The sequence below is a fragment of the Caballeronia sp. LZ001 genome (assembly GCF_031450875.1).
Lineage (GTDB): Bacteria > Pseudomonadota > Gammaproteobacteria > Burkholderiales > Burkholderiaceae > Caballeronia.
The window spans coordinates 3,236,460-3,259,810 of the sequence record NZ_JARTVX010000004.1; the positions used below are offsets into that span (position 1 = coordinate 3,236,460).

Annotated in this window: 21 protein-coding genes and 1 pseudogene; 6 read left to right on the forward strand and 16 right to left on the reverse strand. The window is 62.6% G+C overall.

Annotated features, from left to right (window positions below; genetic code table 11):
• Nucleotides 1-241 precede the first annotated feature (241 nt).
• Nucleotides 242-1,480, reverse strand: a complete 1,239-nt coding sequence (locus tag P9292_RS26090) for an MFS transporter (protein WP_309961971.1) — start codon at nucleotides 1,478-1,480, stop codon at nucleotides 242-244.
• Nucleotides 1,481-1,864: 384 nt separating this feature from the next.
• Between P9292_RS26090 and P9292_RS26095 the strand changes: the two genes are divergently transcribed.
• From P9292_RS26095 to P9292_RS26105, 3 genes are all read left to right on the forward strand, one after another.
• A complete protein-coding gene (locus tag P9292_RS26095) occupies nucleotides 1,865-2,077 on the forward strand; it encodes a hypothetical protein (protein WP_244826684.1) in 213 nt (70 codons plus the stop codon).
• A gap of 62 nt (nucleotides 2,078-2,139) precedes the next feature.
• A complete protein-coding gene (locus P9292_RS26100) occupies nucleotides 2,140-3,174 on the forward strand; it encodes a serine/threonine protein kinase (protein ID WP_309845070.1) in 1,035 nt (344 codons plus the stop codon).
• A 186-nt stretch (nucleotides 3,175-3,360) separates the two neighbouring features.
• Nucleotides 3,361-4,083 (forward strand): PepSY-associated TM helix domain-containing protein, encoded by a 723-nt coding sequence (locus tag P9292_RS26105; protein WP_250466269.1) that lies wholly within the window; start codon nucleotides 3,361-3,363, stop codon nucleotides 4,081-4,083.
• 127 nt (nucleotides 4,084-4,210) lie between these two features.
• On the opposite strand, the gene P9292_RS26110 is transcribed toward P9292_RS26105, so the two are convergent.
• The 13 genes and pseudogenes from P9292_RS26110 to mgrA all read right to left on the reverse strand — a co-directional run bounded on the left by P9292_RS26110 (nucleotide 4,211) and on the right by mgrA (nucleotide 19,088).
• Entirely contained in the window at nucleotides 4,211-5,422 is a 1,212-nt protein-coding gene (locus tag P9292_RS26110) for a PepSY-associated TM helix domain-containing protein (RefSeq protein WP_309961973.1), read from the reverse strand.
• A gap of 135 nt (nucleotides 5,423-5,557) precedes the next feature.
• Nucleotides 5,558-6,577, reverse strand: a complete 1,020-nt coding sequence (locus P9292_RS26115) for an XdhC family protein (protein ID WP_250466265.1) — start codon at nucleotides 6,575-6,577, stop codon at nucleotides 5,558-5,560.
• Nucleotides 6,550-7,095: a CoxG family protein gene (locus tag P9292_RS26120; protein WP_244826679.1), complete on the reverse strand. Its 546-nt coding sequence runs from the start codon at nucleotides 7,093-7,095 to the stop codon at nucleotides 6,550-6,552. Before P9292_RS26120 ends, P9292_RS26115 begins: the two co-directional genes overlap by 28 nt.
• 18 nt (nucleotides 7,096-7,113) lie before the next feature.
• Nucleotides 7,114-8,325: a VWA domain-containing protein gene (locus tag P9292_RS26125; protein WP_244826678.1), complete on the reverse strand. Its 1,212-nt coding sequence runs from the start codon at nucleotides 8,323-8,325 to the stop codon at nucleotides 7,114-7,116.
• The gene (locus tag P9292_RS26130) at nucleotides 8,301-9,197 is read right to left on the reverse strand and encodes a MoxR family ATPase (RefSeq protein ID WP_244828145.1); all 897 of its coding nucleotides are present in this window, start codon (nucleotides 9,195-9,197) and stop codon (nucleotides 8,301-8,303) included. The genes P9292_RS26125 and P9292_RS26130 overlap by 25 nt, the downstream gene beginning before the upstream one ends.
• 63 nt (nucleotides 9,198-9,260) lie before the next feature.
• On the reverse strand, nucleotides 9,261-10,061 hold the full coding sequence (locus P9292_RS26135) for a xanthine dehydrogenase family protein subunit M (RefSeq protein ID WP_250466260.1): 801 nt from the start codon (nucleotides 10,059-10,061) through the stop codon (nucleotides 9,261-9,263).
• A gap of 13 nt (nucleotides 10,062-10,074) precedes the next feature.
• On the reverse strand, nucleotides 10,075-12,456 hold the full coding sequence (locus P9292_RS26140) for a xanthine dehydrogenase family protein molybdopterin-binding subunit (protein WP_309961977.1): 2,382 nt from the start codon (nucleotides 12,454-12,456) through the stop codon (nucleotides 10,075-10,077).
• 58 nt (nucleotides 12,457-12,514) lie between these two features.
• Nucleotides 12,515-12,991 carry a (2Fe-2S)-binding protein gene (locus P9292_RS26145; protein WP_244826675.1) on the reverse strand — a complete coding sequence of 159 codons (477 nt, stop codon included), beginning with the start codon at nucleotides 12,989-12,991 and terminating at the stop codon, nucleotides 12,515-12,517.
• 399 nt (nucleotides 12,992-13,390) lie between these two features.
• Nucleotides 13,391-14,803, reverse strand: coding sequence for an amino acid permease (locus tag P9292_RS26150; protein ID WP_309961980.1), 1,413 nt, complete (start codon nucleotides 14,801-14,803; stop codon nucleotides 13,391-13,393).
• 168 nt (nucleotides 14,804-14,971) lie between these two features.
• Entirely contained in the window at nucleotides 14,972-15,628 is a 657-nt protein-coding gene (locus tag P9292_RS26155; RefSeq protein ID WP_250492867.1) for a response regulator transcription factor, read from the reverse strand.
• Nucleotides 15,629-15,636: 8 nt separating this feature from the next.
• Nucleotides 15,637-16,446: an ATP-binding protein gene (locus P9292_RS26160; RefSeq protein WP_309961982.1), complete on the reverse strand. Its 810-nt coding sequence runs from the start codon at nucleotides 16,444-16,446 to the stop codon at nucleotides 15,637-15,639.
• A gap of 336 nt (nucleotides 16,447-16,782) precedes the next feature.
• Nucleotides 16,783-17,554, reverse strand: a pseudogene (locus P9292_RS26165) (ferredoxin--NADP reductase).
• A 490-nt stretch (nucleotides 17,555-18,044) separates the two neighbouring features.
• Entirely contained in the window at nucleotides 18,045-19,088 is a 1,044-nt protein-coding gene (mgrA, locus tag P9292_RS26170; protein WP_244826670.1) for an L-glyceraldehyde 3-phosphate reductase, read from the reverse strand.
• A 211-nt stretch (nucleotides 19,089-19,299) separates the two neighbouring features.
• Between mgrA and P9292_RS26175 the strand changes: the two genes are divergently transcribed.
• The gene (locus tag P9292_RS26175; RefSeq protein WP_244826669.1) at nucleotides 19,300-20,091 is read left to right on the forward strand and encodes a mechanosensitive ion channel family protein; all 792 of its coding nucleotides are present in this window, start codon (nucleotides 19,300-19,302) and stop codon (nucleotides 20,089-20,091) included.
• 71 nt (nucleotides 20,092-20,162) lie between these two features.
• Nucleotides 20,163-20,369 carry a DUF3185 family protein gene (locus P9292_RS26180; protein WP_244826668.1) on the forward strand — a complete coding sequence of 69 codons (207 nt, stop codon included), beginning with the start codon at nucleotides 20,163-20,165 and terminating at the stop codon, nucleotides 20,367-20,369.
• A gap of 14 nt (nucleotides 20,370-20,383) precedes the next feature.
• Here P9292_RS26180 and P9292_RS26185 read toward each other — a convergent pair whose 3' ends face one another.
• Nucleotides 20,384-21,160, reverse strand: a complete 777-nt coding sequence (locus P9292_RS26185) for a phytanoyl-CoA dioxygenase family protein (RefSeq protein WP_250492864.1) — start codon at nucleotides 21,158-21,160, stop codon at nucleotides 20,384-20,386.
• Nucleotides 21,161-21,538: 378 nt separating this feature from the next.
• On the opposite strand from P9292_RS26185, the gene P9292_RS26190 reads away from it, so the two are divergent.
• Nucleotides 21,539-21,823: a hypothetical protein gene (locus P9292_RS26190; RefSeq protein WP_409015416.1), complete on the forward strand. Its 285-nt coding sequence runs from the start codon at nucleotides 21,539-21,541 to the stop codon at nucleotides 21,821-21,823.
• Nucleotides 21,824-21,923: 100 nt separating this feature from the next.
• Here P9292_RS26190 and metK read toward each other — a convergent pair whose 3' ends face one another.
• A complete protein-coding gene (metK, locus tag P9292_RS26195) occupies nucleotides 21,924-23,111 on the reverse strand; it encodes a methionine adenosyltransferase (protein ID WP_309961985.1) in 1,188 nt (395 codons plus the stop codon).
• Between the last annotated feature and the right edge of the window lie 240 nt (nucleotides 23,112-23,351).

The window sequence follows — 23,351 nt, forward strand, 5'->3', positions numbered from 1 at the left end:
TTCTTCCAGCTTCAAGCTCTTGTCGCGGCGCGCTCGAGATAATTCGTCGCGTCGACGCTTCGAGTATAGGCCGGTCGAATCGCCGTGTCGGCCTATATTCGTGCGCCTGAAAACTATTGCATTGCACCAAGCTAATTGAAACAAGGCTTTGCAAACGGAATTATTAAGTAGACGCGGAAAAACCCTTACTTCCCTCATATTTCAACGGGCTTTCAAAATCGCCTCAGCGGAATAATGACGATTAAGCACTCCGCTCGCGCACATTCAGATAAACCGCGCCCGCCATACCGACCAGCAGCAAAGCGCCGATCAGCGAAGCCACGCCAGGCCATTCGAACGCCGTCCAGAAGTGGCCGCCGTACGAGCCGATCAGGCTCGATCCAAGGTAATAAGCAAGCAGATAGAGCGCCGCCGCTTGTCCTTTTGCCTGCGCGGCGAGTCGTCCGACCCAGCCGCTCGCCACTGAATGCCCGGCAAAGAAGCCGAACGTCAGGCAGGCAATTCCGCCGATGATCACCGGCAACGAACCCGAAAGCGTCATTGCGATGCCCAGCATCATCAAAAGCAAACTCGCGATCAGCACGCGCCCGCGCCCGAATACATCCGCAAGTTTGCCCGACCACGGCGATGCGACCACGCCGGTGAGATAAACCGTGAAGATCGCGCCGATTTGCGTCTGATTGAGCGAGAACGGCGCGCCGAGCAGCCGATAGCCCACGTAGTTGTAGAGCGTGACGAAACTGCCCATCAGCACGAAGCCGATGAGAAACAGAAACGGCAATCCGCCGTGGCGCAAATGTCCGGCAAGCGAGCGTCGATGATGATGGAACCCAACGCCGCGTCGCGGCTTGAAGCGCCGCGATGGCGGCAGCAACGAGCGGAATGCCAGCGTCGCGAAAAGCCCGAGCAGCCCGATTCCTCCAATCGCAATACGCCAGCCGAACAGATCGGCGAGGATGCCGCTGATCACGCGACCCGCCATGCCGCCTATCGCGGTGCCGCCGACGTAGAGCCCCATCGCAAGGCCCAGGCCTTCGGGATGCACCTCTTCCGCGAGATATGCCATTGCCACCGCCGGCACGCCGCCGAGCGCGAAGCCTTCCAGCGCGCGCACGATCAATAGCGCGTGCCAGTTCGGCAGCGCGGCGACGATCATGGTGAGAACGGACGATGCGAGCAGCGACATCGTCATCAAGCGGTGGCGGCTCCAACTCTCCGAAACGAATCCGGCGATGAAAATCGCCACTGCCAGCGCCGCCGTGCTCACCGAGACCGAAAGCGCACTCACCGCCGGGCGTACGCCGAACGCCTTGGTGAACTCCGGCAGCAGCGGCTGCACGCAATAGAGCAGCGAGAACGTGGCATAGCCCGCGAACAACAAGGCCAACGCCGCGCGCCAGTAAGCGCGCGAGCCGCGCTCGAGATAGGGAATGGAATCAGCTTCAGTTTCGGTGCGCTGCGGCGCCGGCGATGCATTCACAACCAGGGTCTCCGTGTCGACCAGAGAGGATTATTCTGATCTGGCTCAAAGTTGTCGGCCCACGCTCGGCGGCCCAAAACCGTTAAAGATACGCCGATCCTTAGGGTTTTGCCCGATACAGAAATCGGTCACATGTGCCGCAGGACACAACTTAATGCCGAAAAACGTCATCCAATGGCAACAAATGATATCGGCGGGCATCGCGCTCACGCGCCGCGATGCGCTAAAGTAAGGACACAATCGTTCATGGAAGCCGTGTGTGCTGCGCGTCGCGCAACAATGACGCGGCAGGTTGTCTGGTGCACGAGCCGTGAAAAGCCTGTGCTTGGTGAAAATATTTGACCGGCGTTTTATCCTCAGCCGGCACGGAAACGGGGATTCATCATGCAAATCGGTTCGATTGTCCGCTCCGTCCATATTGCCGTGCCTCAGGGCGCACGCGGCATCGTGATGCGAATTCTGGGCGACATGGCTATGGTCGCGTGGTACGCGGGCGAGCCCGGCGTAACTCAACTGCTCAACACGGAGCCGTTCTTTCTCGAAGATCTGATCGATACGGGCGAGATCGTGCGCCCCGCGAACACGGTCGTCCACTGAAGGAACGCTGACCGGCGCGCGGCCGGCGAGCCAGTTGTCCGCGCGCGGGGCACAATGCCGGAATGAACTCAACTCATTCCGATACCCCCGGCGCGCCCGCGCCGAGCGAGGCCCCGCCCTTTGCCGGCCTCGCGCCCGAGCGTGTGCTCGACGCGCTCGACAGCGTGCTGATCCCCGCTGGCAAGCGCACTGACGGCCGCCTGCTGGCGCTCAACAGCTACGAAAACCGCGTCTACCAGGCGGGTCTCGAAGACGGGCCGCCGATCGTCGCGAAGTTTTATCGTCCCGGGCGATGGTCGGATGCCGCGATTCTCGAAGAGCACGCCTTCGTCGCCACGTTGACGGAGCGCGAGATTCCAGCGGTTCCGGCACTTTCGCTCGAAGGCGCGACGCTCCATGAATTCGAAGGCTTTCGCTTCTCCGTGTTCGAACGGCGCGGCGGCCGCGCGCCGGATCTCGACGGCCGCGACACGCTCGAATGGCTCGGGCGCTTCATCGGGCGCATTCATGCGGTGGGCGGCATCGAACCGTATCGCGAACGGCCCACACTCGATATCCAAACCTTTGGGTACGAGCCGCGCGAGTTTCTGCTCACGCATCGCTTCGTGCCCGACGATGTCCGCGAGGCCTACGAGCGCGTCGTGGACATGGCGCTCGAAGGCGTCGCGCAATGTTTCGAGCGCGCGGGCGACGTGCGCCATCTGCGACTGCACGGCGATTGCCATCCGAGCAACGTGCTCTGGACCGATGCCGGTCCGCATTTCGTCGATTTCGACGACAGCCGCATGGGCCCGGCCGTTCAGGACCTCTGGCTGCTGCTGCCGGGCGACCGCGCGGAGGCATCGCGCGCGCTTGCCGATCTGCTCGCCGGATACGAAGACTTCTGCGATTTCGACTCGCGCGAGCTGCATCTGATCGAAGCGCTGCGCACCTTGCGGCTGATTCACTACGCGGCCTGGCTCGCGCGCCGCTGGAACGATCCTGCGTTCCCCGCCGCCTTCCCGTGGTTTAACACGCAGCGTTACTGGGAAGAACGCATCCTCGAACTGCGGGAGCAAGTCGGCGCGATGCAGGAAGGCCCGCTCTGGCCGGTCTGAAATATTTCGTTAGAAATGATCGTGTTAGTTAGTCGAAAAACGTTGAGTTAGGTTTTTCGACATGTAATGATAACGATTCTCATCTGATTGCCTCTTCGTTGCCTCTCGCCGACGCCGCATTTGAACGCGTGTCTAGCCGACTGCGGCGAGGCTTTGCCCGAACCAGACCCACTTCCGGAGAGACGCGTGAACGCGCCCGATACACTGAATCCGCAGCCATCCGCGACGAGCGGCGCTTCCTACCGGCCGCATCGGCTTATCGACGATGCCGAGCAGTTCGTCCGCAAAAATCGGTCGCGCCGTTCGGTTTTTCTCAAATGGCTGCGAAAGGTGCACGGCTGGATCGGCTTGTGGGGCGCGTTACTCGGCTTGCTGTTCGGCACGACGGGTTTCCTGTTGAATCACCGCGCGCCGCCGCTGCGTATCTCGACAGGCGAACCGCAGGTTTCGCAGATGCAGATGCCTTTGCCCGCCGAAGGATTCAAGTCGCCGCGCGACATGGGGACGTGGCTCAAGAAGGAATTGAAGATCGACGGTCAACTTGGCCGCACGCGTCGCGAGCCCGCGCATCCGGTCGGCTGGGGCGACAAGAGCACGATGCAGCCGGAGCAGTGGTCGGTGGCACTGGCCACGCCAGGCGGCAACGTGCAGGCGGAATACTGGGTGGGCAATAACTTCGTGTCGGTGAAGCGCACCGAAAACACCTTCCTCGCAATGATGACGAACCTGCACAAGGGCGTGGGTCTGAGCGTGGGCTGGGTGCTGCTCATCGATACGTTCGCGGGCAGCATCATATTGCTGTCGCTGACTGGCGTGCTGTTGTGGACCGAGCTCAACAAGCGGCGCACGGCGGGTGTGGTGATCGTCACCGTCTCGCTGATCGCGGCAATTGTTTGTGGGTTGATGTAAGGCGCTCCCTAGCGCGCTTGGCGCGTGGCGAAGCGGTTTGGATGCGCGGTGTCGCCGTTTTGCCGCGTTGTTCCGCTTTTCCCCCATGGCCGGCCTCGCCATGCCGGCGCGAACCACGCGCGCCGCTCTATGCCTTCCTCTTCCGCGGATTATGCCGCGTGAGCCAAAGATACAAACCGCTTCCCAGCACGACGATGGTCAGCAAATCGAACGCTGCCCAGAAAATTTTGAGCGGCATCCCGCCGAAATCGCCGAAATGCAATGGCTGCGAGCCAAGCAGCACTTTCAGATACCACGGCAATTCGCGTGAATCGGTGAGCGCGCCGGTCGATGCATCCACGAGAACCGGCCGCAGGATTCGCGTCGTGAGAATGCCGTCGCCGCGCATCCACACGGCATAGTGATGCGGACTGCTGAAGCGCGTCCCCGGAAACGCCACGAACGACGGAATCATGCCGGGTGCGACGCCCTGCGCGGTCTTCACGGCGTCGTCGACGGTTGCGCGCACCGTCACCGGCGGCTCGCCATGATAAGGCGCGAGCATCTGCGCGAGCTGATCGTTACGCCAGGCATCGAGCATGAGATCGGCGAGCGTGTTGATGGAACCGGTCGCGCCGACCAATAGCGCCCACGCGAGCGTCAACATGCCGATGGCGTTATGCCAGTCGAGCCAGACGATGCGCCGCTTCTTCGCAAGCCGCACGCGCCCGAGCCCCACCTTGCGCCAGAACGGCAAATACACGACGACACCCGAGACAATCGCCGCGAGAAACATCACGCCCATCGCGCCGAGGAACAGTTTGCCGAAGAGTCCGGCGAACATATCGACGTGCAGTTTTAGCAGCACGAACTTGAGCGATCCCTTTCCCGGCGGCATGCCGAGCGGCCTCGCGGTGCGTGCATCGACGGTGGTGCTTAGCGTGTCGTCGGGCGGTGTATCGGCGCGAGGCGCGGTGACGATGACAGGCAAAAGCGGTTCGTCCGGCTCCCAAATCATGTACTGCGCAACGTGGCCGGAATGCTCCCTCAGCGCGGCGTGCAAGACCGCGTCGTAACTCGCGCGCGCATTCGCCTGCGATGCGGGCAGCGCAGGCGCTTCGATGGCATCGCCCGTCAGCAGGTCGAGTTGGTGACCGAAGACGAGCGGCAGGCCCGTCAGACAGAGCAGCAACATGAACGCGGTGCAGATGAGACTTGTCCAGCGATGCACCACGGACCACCCGCGTAACGCACGGTGGCTCATGTGACGCTGCCCGGTTTTGGCGGACGCGGGTTGTGGCGGCGCATCCGCTTGCGCGATTGCGCGGCGGGCATCGCCGGTCAAGGGTTTGCCGGGCATTCGGTGCGGATTGGAAATAGTTCGATGGCCTGTCCGCGCAGGCTTGGCGCATCAAAATAGGCCGCGCGGATGAGAACGACGATTATAGGCCGCACGCAATGCGGGCCTGAGCTTGCGAATTCGGGGTCGCCAAACTCAAACGCCACACACCTCGCCACTTCCCGCGACTTCCCGCGCGGCCTTTGCGCCTTCCACCTTCAGCAACTCCGGCAAGGACACGCCGTTCTTCGCCGCCGTGACTTCCGCGAGAATCGACACCGCGATCTCGGGCGGCGTGCGGCTGCCGATATAAATGCCCACCGGCCCGTGCAGTCGCGCGAGTTCGGCTTCGTTGAGATCGAACTCCTTCAGGCGCTCGCGCCGCGCGGCGTTGTTGCGCCGCGATCCCAGCGCGCCGACATAGAAGGCGGGCGTTTTCAGCGCTTCCATCAGCGCGAGATCGTCGAGCTTCGGATCGTGCGTCAGCGCGATGACCGCGCAGCGTTCGTCGAGCTTCATGTCCATCACGGTATCGTCGGGCATGGTCCGCACGATGGTCGTGCCCGGCACGTTCCACTCGTCCGTGTACTCCACGCGCGGATCGCAGACGGTGACCTGATAATCCAGCCCCACCGCGATGCTGCACAGATAGCGCGACAACTGCCCCGCGCCGATCACCAGCATGCGATAGCGCGGCCCGTGGATGGTGAGCAGCGTGGCGTCGTCGAAGAGCACGCCATCGGTAGCTTGCGCCGGTTCGAGACGCGCGCGGCCGGTCGCCATGTCGAGCGTGCGCGCGACGAGCCGCCCGCTTTCCACCGCCGCGCACAGTTCCGCGATGCCGCTGTCCTTCGTCAACGGCTCCAGCACGAGCTGAATCGTGCCGCCGCACGGCAAGCCGAAGCGATGCGCTTCTTCCGCGCTGATGCCGTACTTCACCGCTTCCGGCTTCGTCTGCTCGATACCGCGTTGCCGCACGCGCTCGATCAGATCGTCTTCAATACACCCGCCCGACACCGATCCGACCACGTGGCCGTCGGCGCGCACGGCGAGCATGGCGCCTTCCGGGCGCGGCGACGAGCCCCACGTCTTCACCACCGTGACGAGCAATGCGCGATGACCTTCATCGAGCCATCGCGCGCTGTTTTTCAAGACTTCGAGATCCACGCTGTCCATGATTTCTTTCCCTGTTCCTGCCCTGCGTCGCCGCCGTTTTCAGCGTCCGCCGATTCATTCGCCGGTCCACTCGCGCCCTGCAATTGCGCGCTGAAGCGCTTGAAGAACTCGCCCGCGATTTTGCGCGCCGCGCCATCCACGAGCCGCGAGCCGATCTGCGCCAGCTTGCCACCCACCTGCGCATTCGCGCTGTAAGTGAGCCTGGTGGTGTCGGCGGTCTCGCCCGGTTCCAGGTTCACCGTCGCGCTGCCCTTGCTGAAACCGGCCGCGCCGCCCTGCCCTTCGAACACGATGGTGTACGTCTTCGGCGCGTCGATATTCGTCAGTTCCATGCGGCCCTTGAAGCGCGCCTTGACCGGGCCGACCGCCGCTGTCATCGCGACCGCATACGCATTCTCGCCTTCCGCGTCGATGCTGTCGCAGCCGGGGATACAAAGTTTCAGAATCTCCGTGTCGTTGAGCGCTTCCCACGCCCGCGCCTGGGGCACCGGCAAGACATGCGTTTCGGACAGTTCCATTTTTCGTCTCCCTGATACTCACGGGACGCGACGCGCGCCTGAATCGTGCCGGCCGTGCGCCGCCGCCAGTTCCCGTCCGACAGCGGTGAGACTGTCGAGATTGTGGGCCGCGAGCATCGCATCGACGTGCGGCAGGATCGCGCGCACGCCTCGGGCGCGCGGCGTGAAATCGGCGAATCTCAGAAGCGGATTGAGCCACACCAGCCGATGCGCGAAACGATGCAGCCGCGCAATTTCGGTTTCGAGCACGTCGATGGCCTCGTGATCCAGGCCGTCGGTGACGAGAAGAACGGTCGCGCGACCTGCAAGCACGCGGCGCGCCCAGCGTCGATTGAACTCGGCGAGCGCCCCGCCAATGCGCGTTCCGCCCGACCAGTCGGCGACCTGAAGCCCGAGCGCGGCAATCGCGACGTCCGGATCGCGCTCACGCAACGCGCGCGTGGCGTTGGTCAGACGCGTGCCGAACAGAAACACCTGCAAGCGCTCGCGCGATTGCAAAAGCGCGTGGCAGAAGTACAGAACGGCGCGCGAATATGCGCTCATCGAGCCGGATATGTCGAGCAACAAGACGAGCGGCGGCCGGCGTTCCACGACGGCGCGGTATTTCCACACGGTCCAGTCGCCGCCTGAACGAACCGCGTGACGTGCGCTCGCCTTCAGGTCGGCATGCGTGCCGCGCGAAGCCGCCTTGAGCCTGCGCGTCGGTTCGCTAGCAAGCGGCAGCCGATGCGCGCGAATCTGATGCCGCAGCGTGCGCCACTCGTCGGCGCTCAGGGTATCGAAATCGCGCTGGCTCAGGCGTTCCCGCGCGCTGAACGAGAGGCGCGCGTGCGCTTCCTCGGTCGCGCCTTCCCGCTTCGTTTCAGCCGATGACACCGCGCGCGTGGCGAGCGCATCGGCGAGACGGTTGTTGCGTTTGGGCGGCGGCATGCCGTTCGTCACTTTCGGCAGCAACAGCATGCGCAGCTTGCCTTCCCAGTCGGGATCGCGCCAAAAGAGATCGAAGGCCGCGTCGAAGATGCCGCGCTCGTCGCTCGCGTGAACCAGCAGACACGCGAGCGTCGCGTGCACGTCGTCGCGACGACGCAGATCGATGAAGCGCAGCGCGTCGATGGCATCGACGGCATGCGCGGGCGACATGCCGAGGCCCGCGCCGCGCAGCAGCCTGACGAAGTGCACGACGTTGCGCGCGATGGTTTCCATCGCTATGACCGCGCAGCCGAAAGACATTGCGCGAGCGTGTCGGCGTCCATGCGCGCGAGGTCGTCCTGATACTTCAGCAGCACGCCGAGCGTGTCGCGCACCGACTGCGGGTCCAGTTCCGACACCGACAACGCCGCGAGCGCGCGGCACCAGTCGATGGTTTCCGCGACGCCCGGCGCCTTGAACAGATCCAGCGTACGCAACTCGTGCACGAAGCCGACCGCTCGCGCCTGTAAGTCGCGGCTCGCTTCCGGTGCGCGCGCCGCGACGATCTCGAGCTCGACATCGCGCGCGGGATAGCCGATCCACTGATAAAGACAGCGGCGCTTGAGCGCATCGTGCACTTCGCGCGTGCGGTTCGAGGTCATCACGACGAGAGGCGGATGCGTGGCGCGCACCGTGCCGTACTCGGGAATCGACACCTGAAAGTCCGACAGCAGTTCGAGCAGGAACGCTTCGAACGGCTCGTCGGCGCGATCGATTTCATCGATGAGCAACACGCGCCGCGCGTTCGCGTTCGAAGGATCGGGCAGCAGCGCCTGAAGCAACGGACGCTTCAACAGAAACTCGCCGCGATACAGCGAATCGTTCGAGGGTGTTTCACCCGATGCTTCCGCGAGCCGCAGCGCCATGATCTGACGCGGATAGTCCCATTCGTAGAGCGCGCTCGCCGTATCGAGACCTTCGTAGCATTGCAGGCGCAAGAGCGTCGTGCCGCACAGACCCGCCGCCGCTTTCGCGAGTTCGGTCTTGCCGACGCCCGGTTCGCCTTCGAGAAAGAGCGGCCGCTGCATTTTCAGCGCGAGAAAAAGCGCCGTCGCGAGCTCGCGGTTCGCGAAGTATTGATGCTCGCGCAGTCGCGCGAGCGTGTCGTCGATGGAATCCGGCTCGTTCGGCATCATGGGAAGGCGCGGCGGACTCGAAATCCGCCGCTTGGTTGCTGAATGACTTCGACGTGCTGCCTAGAACGAGTTGGCGCGTTCGATCGCCCGGCCCGCCAGCACCGGAATCAGATGCGCGCGATATTCCGCGCTCGCGTGCATGTCGTCGTTGAGTTCGCCGGGCAGGATCTTCACGCCTCGCGCCGCGCTGACGGAAAAGTCTTTCGACAACGCCGCCTCCAGCTCGGCCGCACGAAACACGGAAGATGCCGCGCCCGTCACGCCAACGCGCACGCCGTCTTCATGCTTTGCAACGAACACGCCAACGAGCGCGAAGTGCGAAGCAGGGTTGCGAAACTTTTCGTACGCGGCGCGCTCGGCGAGCGGAAATTCCACCGCGACGATCAACTCGTCCGGCTCCAGCGCGGTCTGATACATGTCGATGAAAAACTCATCCGCGCCAATGCGCCTGCGATCCGTCACCACCGTCGCGTTCAGCGCAAGCACGGCGGCCGGATAGCACGCGGCGGGGTCGTCGTTGGCAAGCGAACCGCCAATCGTGCCGCGCTCGCGCACCTGTCTGTCGCCGATTCGGCCAGCCAGATCGGCGAGACCGGGCAGCGCCTTTCGAACCTGTTCGTCCGATGCAACCTGCGCGTGGCACATGGCGCCGCCGATGATCAGCTTGCCGCCATCGAGCGCGATGCTTTTCATCGACGCGATGCGCGTTACATCCACGAGCGCCGATGGCTGCGCGAGCCGCAAGCGCATGGTCGGCAAGAGGCTCTGGCCGCCCGCGAGAAATTTGGCATCGCCGTTGGCGGCAAGCGCGGCAACCGCAGCCTGAGTCTCGCCGGGACGTTGATAGTCGAATGCGTACATGTTCGTTCTCCGTTCAGGCGCGTTGGGCGGCGTGCATTGCGGACCACACGCGATGGGGCGTCGCGGGCATCTGCAAATCCTTCACGCCGAGCGGCGCGAGGGCATCGAGAATCGCGTTGATGACGGCGGGCGGCGAGCCGATTGCGCCCGCTTCGCCGCAGCCCTTCACGCCGAGCGGATTGTGCGAGCATGGCGTGCCCTTCGCGGTTTCGACGGTGAAGTTCGGCAAGTCGATGGCATGCGGCATCGCGTAATCCATATACGAGCCTGAGAGCAACTGGCCGGTGGTGTCGTCGTAGACGCAGCGCTCGAGCATCGCCTGGCCGATTCCCTGGCCGAGCCCGCCATGCACTTGTCCTTCGACGATCATCGGGTTGATCACGTTGCCGAAGTCATCGACCGCCGTGAACTTCTGAATACGCGTTTCGCCCGTGTCCTGATCGACTTCCACTTCGCAGACATACGCGCCCGACGGATAGGTAAAGTTGGTCGGATCGTAAAACGCGTTTTCGTTCAGCCCCGGCTCCATGGTTTCCAGCGGGAAGTTGTGCGGCACGTAGGCGGCAAGCGAGACATCGACGAAACTCTTCGTGCGGTCCGTGCCCGCCACGCGGAACGTGCCGTTCTTGAACTCGATGTCCTCCACCGCTGCTTCGAGCAGATGCGCGGCGATCTTCTTGGCCTTCGCTTCCACCTTGTCGAGCGCCTTCATGATCGCCGAGCCGCCGACCGAAATGGAGCGCGAGCCATACGTGCCCATGCCGAACGGAATGCGGCCCGTGTCGCCGTGAATGATCTCGACGTTGTCGATATCCACGCCAAGCCGGTCCGCGACCACTTGCGCGAAGGTCGTTTCGTGCCCTTGTCCGTGACTGTGCGAGCCGGTGAAAACCGTGACCGAGCCGGTCGGATGCACGCGCACTTCGCCCGCCTCGAACAAGCCCGCCCGCGCGCCGAGCGCCCCCGCGACATTCGAAGGCGCGAGCCCGCACGCCTCGATATAGCACGAATAGCCGATGCCGCGCAGCTTGCCCGCTTTCTCCGATTCCGCCTTGCGCATGGCAAAGCCTTGCACGTCCGCGAGTTCGAGCGCGCGGTTCAGACACGCGTCGTAATCGCCGACGTCGTAGGTCAGGCCGACCGGCGTCGCGTACGGAAACTCACGAATGAAGTTGCGGCGGCGCAGTTCGACCGGATCGATATTCAACTCGCGCGCCGCCGTTTCGACGAGCCGCTCGACGACATAGGTCGCTTCCGGACGGCCCGCGCCGCGATAGGCATCGACGGGAACGGTGTTGGTGAAGACCGCTTTGACTTCGGCGTAGATCGCGGGCGTGGTGTATTGGCCGGCGAGCAAGGTCGCGTAGAGCACGGTCGGAATCGACGAGGCGAACGTCGACAGATACGCGCCCATGTTCGCCGTCGTGTGCACGCGCATCGCGAGAAACTTGCCGTCGTTGTCGATGGCGAGTTCTGCTTTGGTGACGTGATCGCGGCCATGCGCGTCGGAGAGAAACGCTTCGGAGCGCTCGGCCGTCCACTTGATCGGACGCCCGACTTTCTTCGACGCCCACGTCAGCGCCACGTCTTCTGGGTACAGGAAAATCTTCGAGCCGAAGCCGCCGCCCACATCCGGCGCGATGATGCGCAGTTTCGATTCCGGCAGCGACAGTACGAACGCCGCCATCAGCAGCCGCTCGACGTGCGGGTTCTGATTCGCGACGTAGACCGTGTAGCTTTCGTCGTGCTTCGAATAGCTCGCGTTGACGGCGCGCGGTTCGATCGCGTTCGGCACGAGGCGCTGGTTCACGATATCGAGCGTCGTCACGTGCGCGGCCTGCGCGAAGGCGGCGTCGGTCTTGGCCTTGTCGCCGTGGCCCCAGTTGTAGCAGACGTTGTTCGGCACGCTGTCGTGCACTTGCGGCTGGCCGTCGCCGGCGGCGCTGCCGGTATCGACCGCGGCGGGCAGCACGTCGTAATCGACCTCGATGAGTTCGAGCGCGTCCTTCGCTTCCTTGATGGATTCGGCGACCACGAGCGCGACCTGATCGCCCACGTGCAGCACCTTTTCGTTCGCGATGACGGGATGCGGCGGCTCTTTCATCGGCGAGCCATCGGTGCTGTGGATCAGCCAGCCGCACGGCAAGCCACCGACATTTTCGCCGGCAAGATCCTTGCCCGTGAAAATGGCGATCACGCCCGGCGAAGCCTTGGCCGCTTCCATGTCGATACCGCGAATCTTCGCGTGCGCGTGAGGCGAGCGCAGGAACGCGGCGTAGCTTTGCTGTGGAAGGACGACATCGTCGGTGTACTGGCCGGCACCCGTCAGGAAGCGATAGTCTTCCTTGCGCTTGATGCCAGCGCCAATCAGTTTCTGTTGCTCAGGGGCATTCATCGCGGTCTCCTTGATAGGCGCGAAATCCGGATCGATCGACAGAGCGCAGCTAGTGTTTCTAGCCGCCCGACCTCATGGATTGCGCGCCCTGCAGGACCGCCTTGACGATGTTGTGATAGCCCGTACAGCGGCACAGATTGCCGTCGAGCTGCTCGCGCACTTCCTCTTCGGAGAGATCCGGAGATTGCGCGGCGAGTGCGCTCGCGCTCATCACCATGCCCGGCGTACAGAAACCGCATTGCAGACCGTGGCATTCCTTGAAGGCCGCCTGCATGGGATGAAGCTCGCCGTCTTTCGCCATGCCTTCGATAGTCGTCACCGCCATGCCGTCGGCCTGCGCGGCGAGGATGTTGCACGACTTGATCGCGCGCCCTTCGAGATGCACGGTGCACGCGCCGCACTGCGCGGTATCGCAGCCAATGTGCGTGCCGGTGAGCCTGAGTTGTTCGCGTAGAAACTGGACGAGCAGAAGATGCGGTTCGACGTTGGCGGTCACGGGTTTGCCGTTGACCGTCAGGCTGATGCTGAGCGTCATTACTGTCTCCTTTGCGACCCGGCCGGAGCTTTTTTGCTCCATACGCGGGCCTCGTGCAGTTTCTCTGCGACGACTCGAAGCGAAGCTATCCGCTTCTATTCCGGTCACGGCAGACCGACTGCTGTGGGGATGGACCAGCCTTACGCCACTCGCTTGCTTCGCCACTCACGTCAACCACGTCCTGAACCTGCCGACCTGCTGCTGTGAGCGTTTGGCTGGGAAATCGTGTGATGCGCGTTCATGTTTGCAGAGCCGAGTAAAGCACAAATCGGCGAGCGTAGCTATTGGGCTTACTTGCCGGTGGATGCGTTTGCCTGTCTGCGCTCGTCTTCGCTTGCGGCTCTGAAAAGAAAAACGCCGCCCGAAGGCGGCGTTCATGCAACCGGCGCGCAAGACGCCTTACAGCACGTTTTTCGAAGCCTGCGCGCGACCGAGCACCGAATGCCGGCGCGAGTAGACGAAATAAATCGCGAGGCCGATCACGAGCCAAACGACGAACGCGACCCACGTCATCGCCTTGAGATTGAGCATGAGAAACAGGCACGACGCCACCGCGAGAATGGGCACCACCGGCACGCCAGGACAGCGGAACGCGCGCGGCAGGTCGGGATGCGTGCGGCGCAGGATCAGCACGGCGATGGATACCATCGAGAACGCCGCGAGCGTGCCGATGTTGATGAGCTCCGCCAGCACGTTGAGCGGCACGAGCGCGCCGATCAGCCCGAAGAAAATGCCGACGAGCCAAGTGGTAAAGAAAGGCGTCGAATAACGCGGATGAACTTTCGAGAGCCGCGCGGGCAAGAGCCCGTCGCGCGACATCGCGTAGATGATGCGCGTCTGGCCGTAGCTCATGACGAGGATCACGGTGAGCATGCCGAGCACCGCGCCTAAGTCGATGAAACCCGCGACCCAGTTCTGTCCGACCACTTGCAGCGCATACGAAACCGGATGCGAAACGCCCGCGAACTGCGCCGACGGCACGATGCCCGTCACGACCGCCGCGACGGCGACATACAACACCGCGCACACGGCCAGCGACGAAATGATGCCGATCGGCAGATCGCGCTTCGGGTTCTTCACCTCCTCGGCGGCGGACGACACCGAATCGAAACCGATGAACGCGAAGAACATCACCGCCGCCGCGCCGAACACGCCCGACCAGCCATTCGGCATGAACGGATGCCAGTTGGCAGGCGTCACATGAAACACGCCGACGGCGATCACCAGCAACACGACGGTCACCTTGATCGCGACCATGATGTTGTTCACGCGCGTGGATTCCTTCACGCCGACCGACAAGAGCGCGGTGATCGCCATCATCACCAGAAATGCGGGCAGGTTGAAATAGGTGACGTGGTCGGGCAACGCGCCGGGCGCGGCGGTCAGTACGGTCGGCAGCGAGATGCCGAAGCCCGACAGTAGCGATTGCAGATAACCCGACCATCCGACCGACACGGCGGAAGTGGCAAGCCCGTATTCAAGCATCAGATCCCAGCCGATGATCCACGCAGCCAGTTCGCCAAGCGTGGCGTACGAATAGGTATAGATGGAACCGGCAACCGGTATAGTCGATGAGAACTCGGCGTAGGCAAGCGCCGCGAAACAGCACGCAATCGCCGCGACAATGAACGAAACCATGAGCGCCGGGCCGGCTTGCACGGCGCCGGTTCCCGTCAGCACGAAAATGCCGGTGCCGATGATGGCGCCAATACCAAGGAAGGTGAGATCGAGCGCGCCCAGAGTCTTCTTGAGCGACGTGCTGTGGGTGGCACCCAGCATGTGCTCGATGTTTTTCTTGCGGAACAACGACATTGCGGTGAGTCTCCTAAAGGCGCTCAAAGGCACCGTACCTCGGGAAAACCCGATAGTTTAGCGGAGACTGGAAGCATGCCCAAAGAACGAGCATGGGACGCCCTTTCCTTGCGCAATTTTTACAGATCGTTCGTTTTTTATCTTGTTTAAGATAAATTCCGGGACTTTTCAGCCCGCTATTGCCGGGTTCATGTCGATGAGGCGATGGCTCATCACATAGAAGGTCAGTTCGGCGTTGTTCGCAAGCTGCATCTTGTCGAGTAAGCGCGCCCGATAAACGCTCACTGTTTTCACCGACAGCGAAAGCGCGTGTGCGATGTCCGTGAGCCGCTTACCCGAAGCCAGCATGCACAGCGTCTGGAATTCGCGGTCAGAGAGTTGCTCGTGCGGCATGCGTTCCGAACCAAGCGAAACGTAGTTCGCAAGCGCTTCTGCCATTTCCGGGCTCACGTACTTTCGGCCCGCCGCGACTTGCTGGATCGCGCCGATCATGAGCGCCGGGTCCGCCGTCTTCGAGAGATAACCCGCCGCGCCGGCCTTGAGCGCGCGCACGGCATATTGATCTTCGCGATGCATCGAAAACATCAGCACGGGCAGGCGCGGCATGTCGCGCTTCAGGCGCTTGAGTACGTCTAGACCGTTTACATCGGGAAGCGAAATGTCGAGCATCGCCACGTCGGGCGCGTGGCGCGCGGCGAGTGCGAGCGCCTGAACGCCGGTTCCGGCTTCGATCACCTCCGAGGCCAGCTCGCGCTCGATCAGCAATTGCGCGACGCCACGGCGCACGATGGCGTGGTCGTCGGCGAGCAGGATGCGCAGCGCCATGCGCGGCCTCAGGCGTTGGCCGCGCGCCGAACCGGACGCGGCGGGCATACCAGCGGAATGCGCGCGTACACCGCGACGCCGCCCATCTCCGATGCAGCGACGCGCATGCTGCCGCCGAACGCCTCGCATCGCGCACGCATGCCGGGCAGGCCGAAGCGGCCGGTCTTGCGACGCGCGGCAGGCGTCATGCCGATTCCGTCATCGTCGATGACGAGCGTCACGCCTTGCGCGTCACGCTCGACGCTAACCCGCGCGCGCGTCGCCCGGGCGTGGCGCGCGACATTGGTCAACGCTTCCTGCATCACGCGTAAAAGCGCGACGGCGAGACCGGGCGGGAGATCGTCGAAGCGGGAATCGTCGGGGCAGACGAAATCGACATGAATGGCGGCACGCGCACCGAAGGTGGCGATCCAGTCGGCAAGTCCGGTGGTGAAACCCGTGTCGAAGGGCGGCGCTTGCAAATTCTCGACGATTCGATGACTCGCTTCGCCTGCTTCCGCGATACAGTCGCGCGCTTGGCGAAGCGCATCGGCGCAAGCGGCGGGGGCATTGGCGGGAAGCCAGTATTGCGCGCGGGATATCGCCAGGTTGGCGGCGGTCAGCACGGCGCCCATCTCGTCGTGCAGGTCTTGCGCGAGCGTGCCGCGCGTGTGCGCTTCGATGGCAGCCAGTTGCGTGATGAGTTCGTCGATGCGCGCCGCGAGACTGCGCACTCGGTGATCGCTCTTGAGGCGTGCGTCGATCGGCACGGAGACTAGCGAAGCGGACGCGCGCGGCGCCTTGTATGTTTCAGGCGGAATTCTGGCCGACGAGTTCATTCAATGTCTCCCAAGTGAGCGCAACTAGAGCTACGTCGCCAGAAGACGCATGCGGCGTAACTAAATTTACACTCCGTAACATCGACGACGGACGATATCGTTCCGTCATCCGTCTGAGCGTTGCGGAATCATATCTCAAAATTATCATAAAGCCATGTCGGACAAGGCTTTCAGACGTGAACCTCATGTCGTTTGGTAACCATTGCCACTATTCGCTGACGACCCGGCGTCGTGGCCACAGGCCGCCAATTTGTAACAATGCCCCGGCGAATCGGGGCGAAAAAAAACCGGCGCACGAAAGCACCGGTTTTCCCGACAGGACAAACAGCAGTCGAATCAGCCGACGAAAGCCTTTTCCACCACGTAATGTCCCGGATGATTGTTGCTGCCTTCCTTGAAGCCAAGGCTGTCGAGCAACTCGCGCGTGTCGCGCAGCATGTGCGGGCTGCCGCAAAGCATCACGCGGTCGTTTTCGACCGAGAACGGATCGACCGACAAATCCGCGAACAGCTTCTTCGTTTCGATCAGGTCGGTGATCCGGCCGCGATTCGCGAACTCTTCACGCGTGACGGTCGGGTAGTACACGAGCTTCTCCGACACGATCTCGCCGATATGCTCGTGCGCCTGGCAAGTGCTCGGTGATGAAGTCCTTGTACGCGAGTTCATCGACGAAACGGCACGTGTGCGTCAGCACGATCTTGTCGAAGCGGTCGTAGACGTCCGGGTCCTTGATGATCGACATGAAAGGCGCGAGGCCCGTGCCCGTCGAAAGCAGCCACAGCGTTTTGCCCGGCAACAAGTTGTCGGCGACGAGCGTGCCCGTCGGCTTCTTGCCGATCAACACGGGGTCGCCCACTTTCAAATGCTGAAGGCGCGACGTCAGGGGGCCGTCCGGCACCTTGATGCTCAAGAATTCGAGATGCTCTTCGTAGTTCGCGCTCGCGAGGCTATAGGCGCGCAAGAGCGGCTTGCCTTCGACTTCGAGGCCCACCATCGTGAACTGACCGTTCTCGAAGCGGAACGACGAATCGCGAGTGCAGGTGAAACTGAAGAGCGTGTCGGTCCAGTGGTGGACGCTCAGAACGGTTTGAGAATTAAGGTTGCTCATGGCTTCTTGGACTGTGCGAGAACGATGATGCGATGACGCGGTGCCGCTCGCCGCCAGCCGAATGCTCTGGCGGGAACGGGCATCGAAAAGACTTTGCCGCGCTTAACTACGCAAAAGGACGATCGTATGGGCTGATGTCGGCGCTTCGGTATCACGCGGCCTGCTCAAGACTTGAGCCGAAGCACGCGCGCAAACCAGACAACCCAGCCGGACAACCCGGCGCAATCGAGCATTTTAACCCGATCGACATTTGCCGTCGTGTCGCGGCCGTGCGGCATAGAGACTGGCTGGACGCGCTTGGGACTTTGCGGGACGGCGCGCACCTGGCTGCCCGGCCTGGCGAATGATTGCGAAGAACGGGAGACGCGCGTCGAACACGCCGCAAATCACAGCCAAAAAGCCGCCGAGCCCGCATGATAGCAACGGATTCCGCAATTATCCCAAAATACCCTTCTGACGGTCGGGCCGGGACAACGGCGGGACGACGCGATCAGATGCGTTGATCCGTCGACGGCTTCTCCCACAGATTCACGCCGCCTTCCTGCGCATGCTTGTCGATCTCGGCGAGTTCCTCTGCGCTGAACTCCAGATTCTTCAGCGCGGCGACGTTCTCGACGACCTGTTCCGCGCGGCTCGCGCCGATCAGCACCGAAGTCACACGGCCACCGCGCAACGCCCATGCAAGCGCCATCTGCGCGAGGCTTTGACCGCGACGTTCCGCGAGTTCGTTGAGCTTGCGCACATGCGCCAGATTCTCGTCGCTCAAATGCTCCTGCTTGAGCGATCCGCCGCCCGCCTTGTTCACGCGCGCATCCTGCGGCACGCCGTTCAAATACTTGCTCGTAAGCAAGCCCTGCGCGAGCGGCGTGAACGCGATGCTGCCGGTGCCGAGATCGTCGAGCGTATCGAGCAGTTCGTGTTCGATCCAGCGATTCAGCATGTTGTACGACGGCTGATGGATCAAGAGCGGCACCTTGTGCTCGGCCAGCAAGCGCGCCATTTCGCGCGTCTTCGACGCCGAATACGACGAAATGCCGACATACAGCGCCTTGCCCGAATGAACGGCGGTGGCGAGCGCGCCAGCGGTTTCTTCGAGCGGCGTGTCCGCATCGAAACGATGCGAGTAGAAAATATCGACGTAATCGAGGCCCATGCGCTTCAGGCTTTGATCCAGACTCGCGAGCACATACTTGCGCGAACCGCCGCCGTTGCCGTAAGGTCCCGGCCACATGTCCCAGCCGGCCTTCGACGAAATCAGCAACTCATCGCGATACGGCCGGAAGTCGTCCTTGAAGATCCGGCCGAAGTTCGTTTCCGCGCTGCCATACGGCGGGCCGTAGTTGTTGGCGAGATCGAAGTGCGTGACGCCGAGATCGAATGCCGTGCGCAGAATTTCGCGTTGCGTCGAGATGGGCGTGGTATCGCCGAAGTTGTGCCACAGACCAAGAGACAACGCAGGAAGTTTCAATCCGCTCTTGCCGCACGTGCGGTATTGCATCTGCGTATAACGCTCGGAAGCTGCTTCGTATGCCATATCGAATTCCCTTTGCGTGCTGGTTGACTGAATCGGTTTCGGGGACTGCGTTCGGGCGTTGTGCGGCACGTGCTCGCCGCTCCGCCGGTCGAGGCCGACAATGTTAAGCCAATCCGCCGCAAGCCGTACGACCCTCGTCCGGACGGCCTATGCGGGAACGTTCTGGTCCGACGCCAGACCAATGCAAATCCCAAATGAAGGAATCTGACCGATGAACTCTATCGATAAGCTGCGCCCTGCCTACGATTCCCTGTTAGCCCTTGCCGTGACGTATGGCATCGACTTCCTCATGGCGATCCTGATCCTCGCCGTCGGATGGTGGATTTCGAACTTCGTCGCCAACGCGCTGCGGCGCACGCTCGGGCGCACGCATATCGACGCCACGCTCACGCCGGTGCTCGCCAGCGTGGCGATGTGGGCCATTCGCGTAGTCGCCATCGTCGCCGCGCTCGGCAAGTTCGGCATCGCGGCGGCGAGTATCCTGACCGTGCTCGGCGCGGCCGGACTGGCTATTGGCCTGGCGTTGCAGGGCACGCTGCAGAACATCGCGGCGGGACTGATGCTGTTGTTGCTGCGCCCGTTCCGCGTGGGCGATTACATCGAGGGCGTCGGCACCACGGCGGGAACCGTGAACGAGATCGGTCTCTTCACCACGCGCCTCACCAAGGCCGACGGCATCGTCATGTTCGTGCCGAACAGCACGATCTGGGCGAATCCCATCACCAACTACAGCGCGAACGAACGCCGCCGCGTGGTGCTCAACTTTCAGGTGGCGCACGGTCAGAAGGTCGAACATGTGCTTGAGGAATTGCGCCGGCTCGTGAGCGAAGATCCGCGTATCGTGCAGGAAGCGCCGTCCGCGCCGTGGATCGCGGTAACGGATTACACCGACACCGGCGTCAAGTTCAACGTGGGCGCATGGACGCGCGCGAGCGATCACGCGAGCGTGCAGGCCGAATTGCTGCGCAAGATTCAGCCGCTGACGCGCGAGCAGATCACCTGAAACCGGGACGACTGGACGCGAGCGAGAAGATTGAATAACCTGTCGCGCCTTACCTTCCGCGAGACTGGCCCATGACCCGAGCGATTTCCGTTGCGTTGATTGTCGGCGGCATCGTGCTGCTTTATTTCGGCGGCCAGTCGTTTCATTCGTTGAGTAACGACGTATCGCGCTTTTTCACCGGCTCGCCCACGAACAAGACTATCTGGCTGCTCGCGGGCGGCGTCGTGGCAACGCTCGCGGGAATGATCGGCCTTGCTCTGCCATCATCCCGCCGATAAGACGCAAAACGCGCTCAGACGAGCGGCACTTCCGGTTTCGCGGCCGACCGCGTGCCTGGCAACGGCACGTTACTCGCGCCGTGATACGTGTATACGAGCGAGAATTTCACCTTATCGCTGAGGTTTTTGCCCGCCGAATGCAGCGTATTGCAGTGGAAGAACACGACATCGCCGGGTTCGAGCGCGGGCGAGACCGCCGTGCGGATCAGCGCGGCGTTTTCGGGCAGGTCGGAGCGGAAGAATTTTGCTTCATCGAAGCGGTCGGACGTGAACGGCAGCTTGTGCGAGCCCGGCACGAACCAGAGCGCGCCGTTGTCGACGGTTTCATCGCCGATTGCGAGCCATGTCGAAACCAGATCGTCGCGCTCGAAGCCCCAGTAACGCACGTCGCGATGCCAGCCGGTGAGGCTGCCGTAAGCGGGATGCTTCGTCATTACGCAGTTGTGATGCGCACGCGAAAGGTACGGCGTTTCGCCGAAGTACAACTCCATCCAGCCGCGAATCTCGGGCGATGTCGCAAACTCGGCGAAGAGCGGATCACGCACGTAGGCGTCAAGCAGACGGCGCACGGTGTGTCCGCCGGGCGCGTCCCGGGAATCGGGCGCGCCGGGGTATTTCAGATCGGCTTCGAATTCGAGCGGCGTCGCCGCCTCCGCCAACTGGCGGCGCGCAACTTCGCGTAACGCTTGGCAGCGCGCTTCAGGCACCAGCCCCTTGACGACGACGAAGCCCGTCTTGCGCAATTCGCGCACTTGTTCTGATTTCGATTGAAGCGGATTGTGTTCGGACATTTCAGTTCTTACCTCGACGGCTTCACGTGACTTCATTCAACCATCGCAATACCCGGCATCCGGGCGAATAGCACGATTGTAAATCTCACGCGCGGCTAAAGCCCGTTCGGCCTGCGCTTTAACGGCGCGACCGGCGTTTCGTCCGGCATTCAGCAGGGAAAACGCGGACTTACCGGAGTAATAATGGTCCTGTACATTGCCTGCATCAATTCGGTGCAACTTCCGCAGGCTCGTTGGACCGAATCCGTTGATCGCTATTTTTGAGACGACTATCGTCGAGTTGCCTCCATGCAACCGACTCTTCCCGATATGAACCACCGAATCGCTTCCGGCCTGACCCGAGTTGCCTCACACGCCGCGCGCCCGGCCCGACGCGGCGTGGTTCGCGCACTGCGGCACCATTCCGCGCGCACTCAAGCGCTCGCGGAACAGCTCATGCACGTGCATCCGGTCGTTGGCATTCGCTCGTGGTTTCGCGGCTTCTTCTTCAGTCTTCGCGCGCGCACGGCATCGCGCAAGGTGTCGTTGAGAGCGCTGCTGCGCCGTCCGATGCAAGCCCGCGCGCCCGCACTGCCGAAGCCTCAGGCGGCGGCGCATACGAGCCGCCGTCCGCGACGCATTTCCGCTAGCAGCGCGGGTTGGTATGCATTCGCGGCACGCTGAAGGCCCGCACGGCGGGCTTCGATAAAAGCGACGCACAAAAAAAACCGGCAAGCGCGATGCTTGCCGGTTTTCGTTTTGCCTGCCGAACCAATACGACGCTTTATGCGACGCTCGCGACCGGTTCCGTGCCTGCGGCTTCCGCGAGCGTGAGAGCCTTGTCGGTGGCTTCCCACGTGAATTCCGGCTCTTCGCGGCCGAAGTGGCCATAAGCTGCCGACTTCTCGTAGATCGGACGCAGCAGATCCAGCATCTGAATGATGCCCTTCGGACGCAGGTCGAAGTGTTCGAGCACGAGCTTCGTGATCTCGGCATCCGACACGCGGCCCGTGCCGAACGTGTTGACCATGACCGAAGTCGGGCGCGCCACGCCAATAGCGTACGACACCTGAATCAGGCAACGCGAGGCCAGGCCCGCTGCCACGATGTTCTTCGCGACATAGCGGCCGGCGTAGGCAGCCGAGCGGTCGACCTTGGACGGGTCCTTACCCGAAAACGCGCCGCCGCCGTGAGGGGCTGCGCCGCCGTAGGTATCCACGATAATCTTGCGGCCCGTCAGACCGCAGTCGCCTTGCGGACCGCCGATGACGAAGCGGCCCGTGGGATTCACCAGGAACTTGATGTCGCCCTTGATGAGATCCGCCGGCAACGTCGGCTTGACGACTTCCTCGATCACGGCTTCGCGCAGGTCCGAGAGATCGATGTCCGGTGCGTGCTGCGTGGAAAGCACGACGGTGTCGATGGAATGCGGACGGCCATCGACATAACGCACGGTGACTTGCGACTTCGCGTCCGGACGCAGCCACGGCAGACGGCCGTCGCGACGCAAGTTCGCCTGACGCTCGACCAGACGATGCGAAAGGTGGATAGGCAGCGGCATGAGTTCGGGCGTTTCGTCGCATGCGTAGCCGAACATCAGGCCCTGGTCGCCCGCGCCTTGATCGAGGTTGTTGTCGTGCGCCTTGTTCACGCCTTGCGCGATATCCGGCGACTGCTTGTCGTAAGCGACGAGCACCGCGCAGCCGCGATAGTCGATACCGTAGTCGGTGTTGTCGTAGCCAATGCGCTTGATGGTGTCGCGCGCAACCTGGATGTAGTCGACATTGGCCGTCGTGGTGATTTCGCCCGCGAGGACGACGAGGCCGGTGTTACAGAGCGTTTCCGCTGCGACGCGCGAGTATTTGTCCTGACTCAGGATTGCGTCGAGGATGGCGTCGGAGATTTGATCGGCGACCTTGTCCGGGTGGCCTTCGGAAACGGATTCGGATGTAAACAGATAGTCGTTCGACACGCTTCAGACTCCAATTAAAGTACGTTGTGGTTTGCTCACGTAGCCGACTTCGTTCGGAGTCTGAAGCGGCGACGCTTTAGCGGATGTCATTAAACTCCAGCCCTTCTCCACAGATTGCATGAAGGCCGGCGCTTCGCCCCGCAAGTTGTCCATTAACTCGGCGAAGGTCTTATTATACCGGTTTCCCGTGTTTTTACTGAGCCGAACGCTTGTCCCCATTCGTCCCGAAACAATCTTCTG

Coding starts and splice junctions, on each gene's coding strand:
- P9292_RS26185 (WP_250492864.1), bottom strand. CDS start 21,160: ATGTCCGAACACAATCCGCTTCAATCGAAATCAGAACAAGTGCGCGAA.
- P9292_RS26150 (WP_309961980.1), bottom strand. CDS start 14,803: ATGTCGTTGTTCCGCAAGAAAAACATCGAGCACATGCTGGGTGCCACC.
- P9292_RS26140 (WP_309961977.1), bottom strand. CDS start 12,456: ATGAATGCCCCTGAGCAACAGAAACTGATTGGCGCTGGCATCAAGCGC.
- P9292_RS26135 (WP_250466260.1), bottom strand. CDS start 10,061: ATGTACGCATTCGACTATCAACGTCCCGGCGAGACTCAGGCTGCGGTT.
- P9292_RS26175 (WP_244826669.1), top strand. CDS start 19,300: ATGAACTCTATCGATAAGCTGCGCCCTGCCTACGATTCCCTGTTAGCC.
- P9292_RS26095 (WP_244826684.1), top strand. CDS start 1,865: ATGCAAATCGGTTCGATTGTCCGCTCCGTCCATATTGCCGTGCCTCAG.
- P9292_RS26100 (WP_309845070.1), top strand. CDS start 2,140: ATGAACTCAACTCATTCCGATACCCCCGGCGCGCCCGCGCCGAGCGAG.
- P9292_RS26130 (WP_244828145.1), bottom strand. CDS start 9,197: ATGCCGAACGAGCCGGATTCCATCGACGACACGCTCGCGCGACTGCGC.
- P9292_RS26125 (WP_244826678.1), bottom strand. CDS start 8,325: ATGTCTTTCGGCTGCGCGGTCATAGCGATGGAAACCATCGCGCGCAAC.
- P9292_RS26180 (WP_244826668.1), top strand. CDS start 20,163: ATGACCCGAGCGATTTCCGTTGCGTTGATTGTCGGCGGCATCGTGCTG.
- P9292_RS26145 (WP_244826675.1), bottom strand. CDS start 12,991: ATGACGCTCAGCATCAGCCTGACGGTCAACGGCAAACCCGTGACCGCC.
- P9292_RS26120 (WP_244826679.1), bottom strand. CDS start 7,095: ATGGAACTGTCCGAAACGCATGTCTTGCCGGTGCCCCAGGCGCGGGCG.
- P9292_RS26115 (WP_250466265.1), bottom strand. CDS start 6,577: ATGGACAGCGTGGATCTCGAAGTCTTGAAAAACAGCGCGCGATGGCTC.
- P9292_RS26160 (WP_309961982.1), bottom strand. CDS start 16,446: ATGAACTCGTCGGCCAGAATTCCGCCTGAAACATACAAGGCGCCGCGC.
- P9292_RS26110 (WP_309961973.1), bottom strand. CDS start 5,422: ATGCCCGGCAAACCCTTGACCGGCGATGCCCGCCGCGCAATCGCGCAA.
- P9292_RS26155 (WP_250492867.1), bottom strand. CDS start 15,628: ATGGCGCTGCGCATCCTGCTCGCCGACGACCACGCCATCGTGCGCCGT.
- mgrA (WP_244826670.1), bottom strand. CDS start 19,088: ATGGCATACGAAGCAGCTTCCGAGCGTTATACGCAGATGCAATACCGC.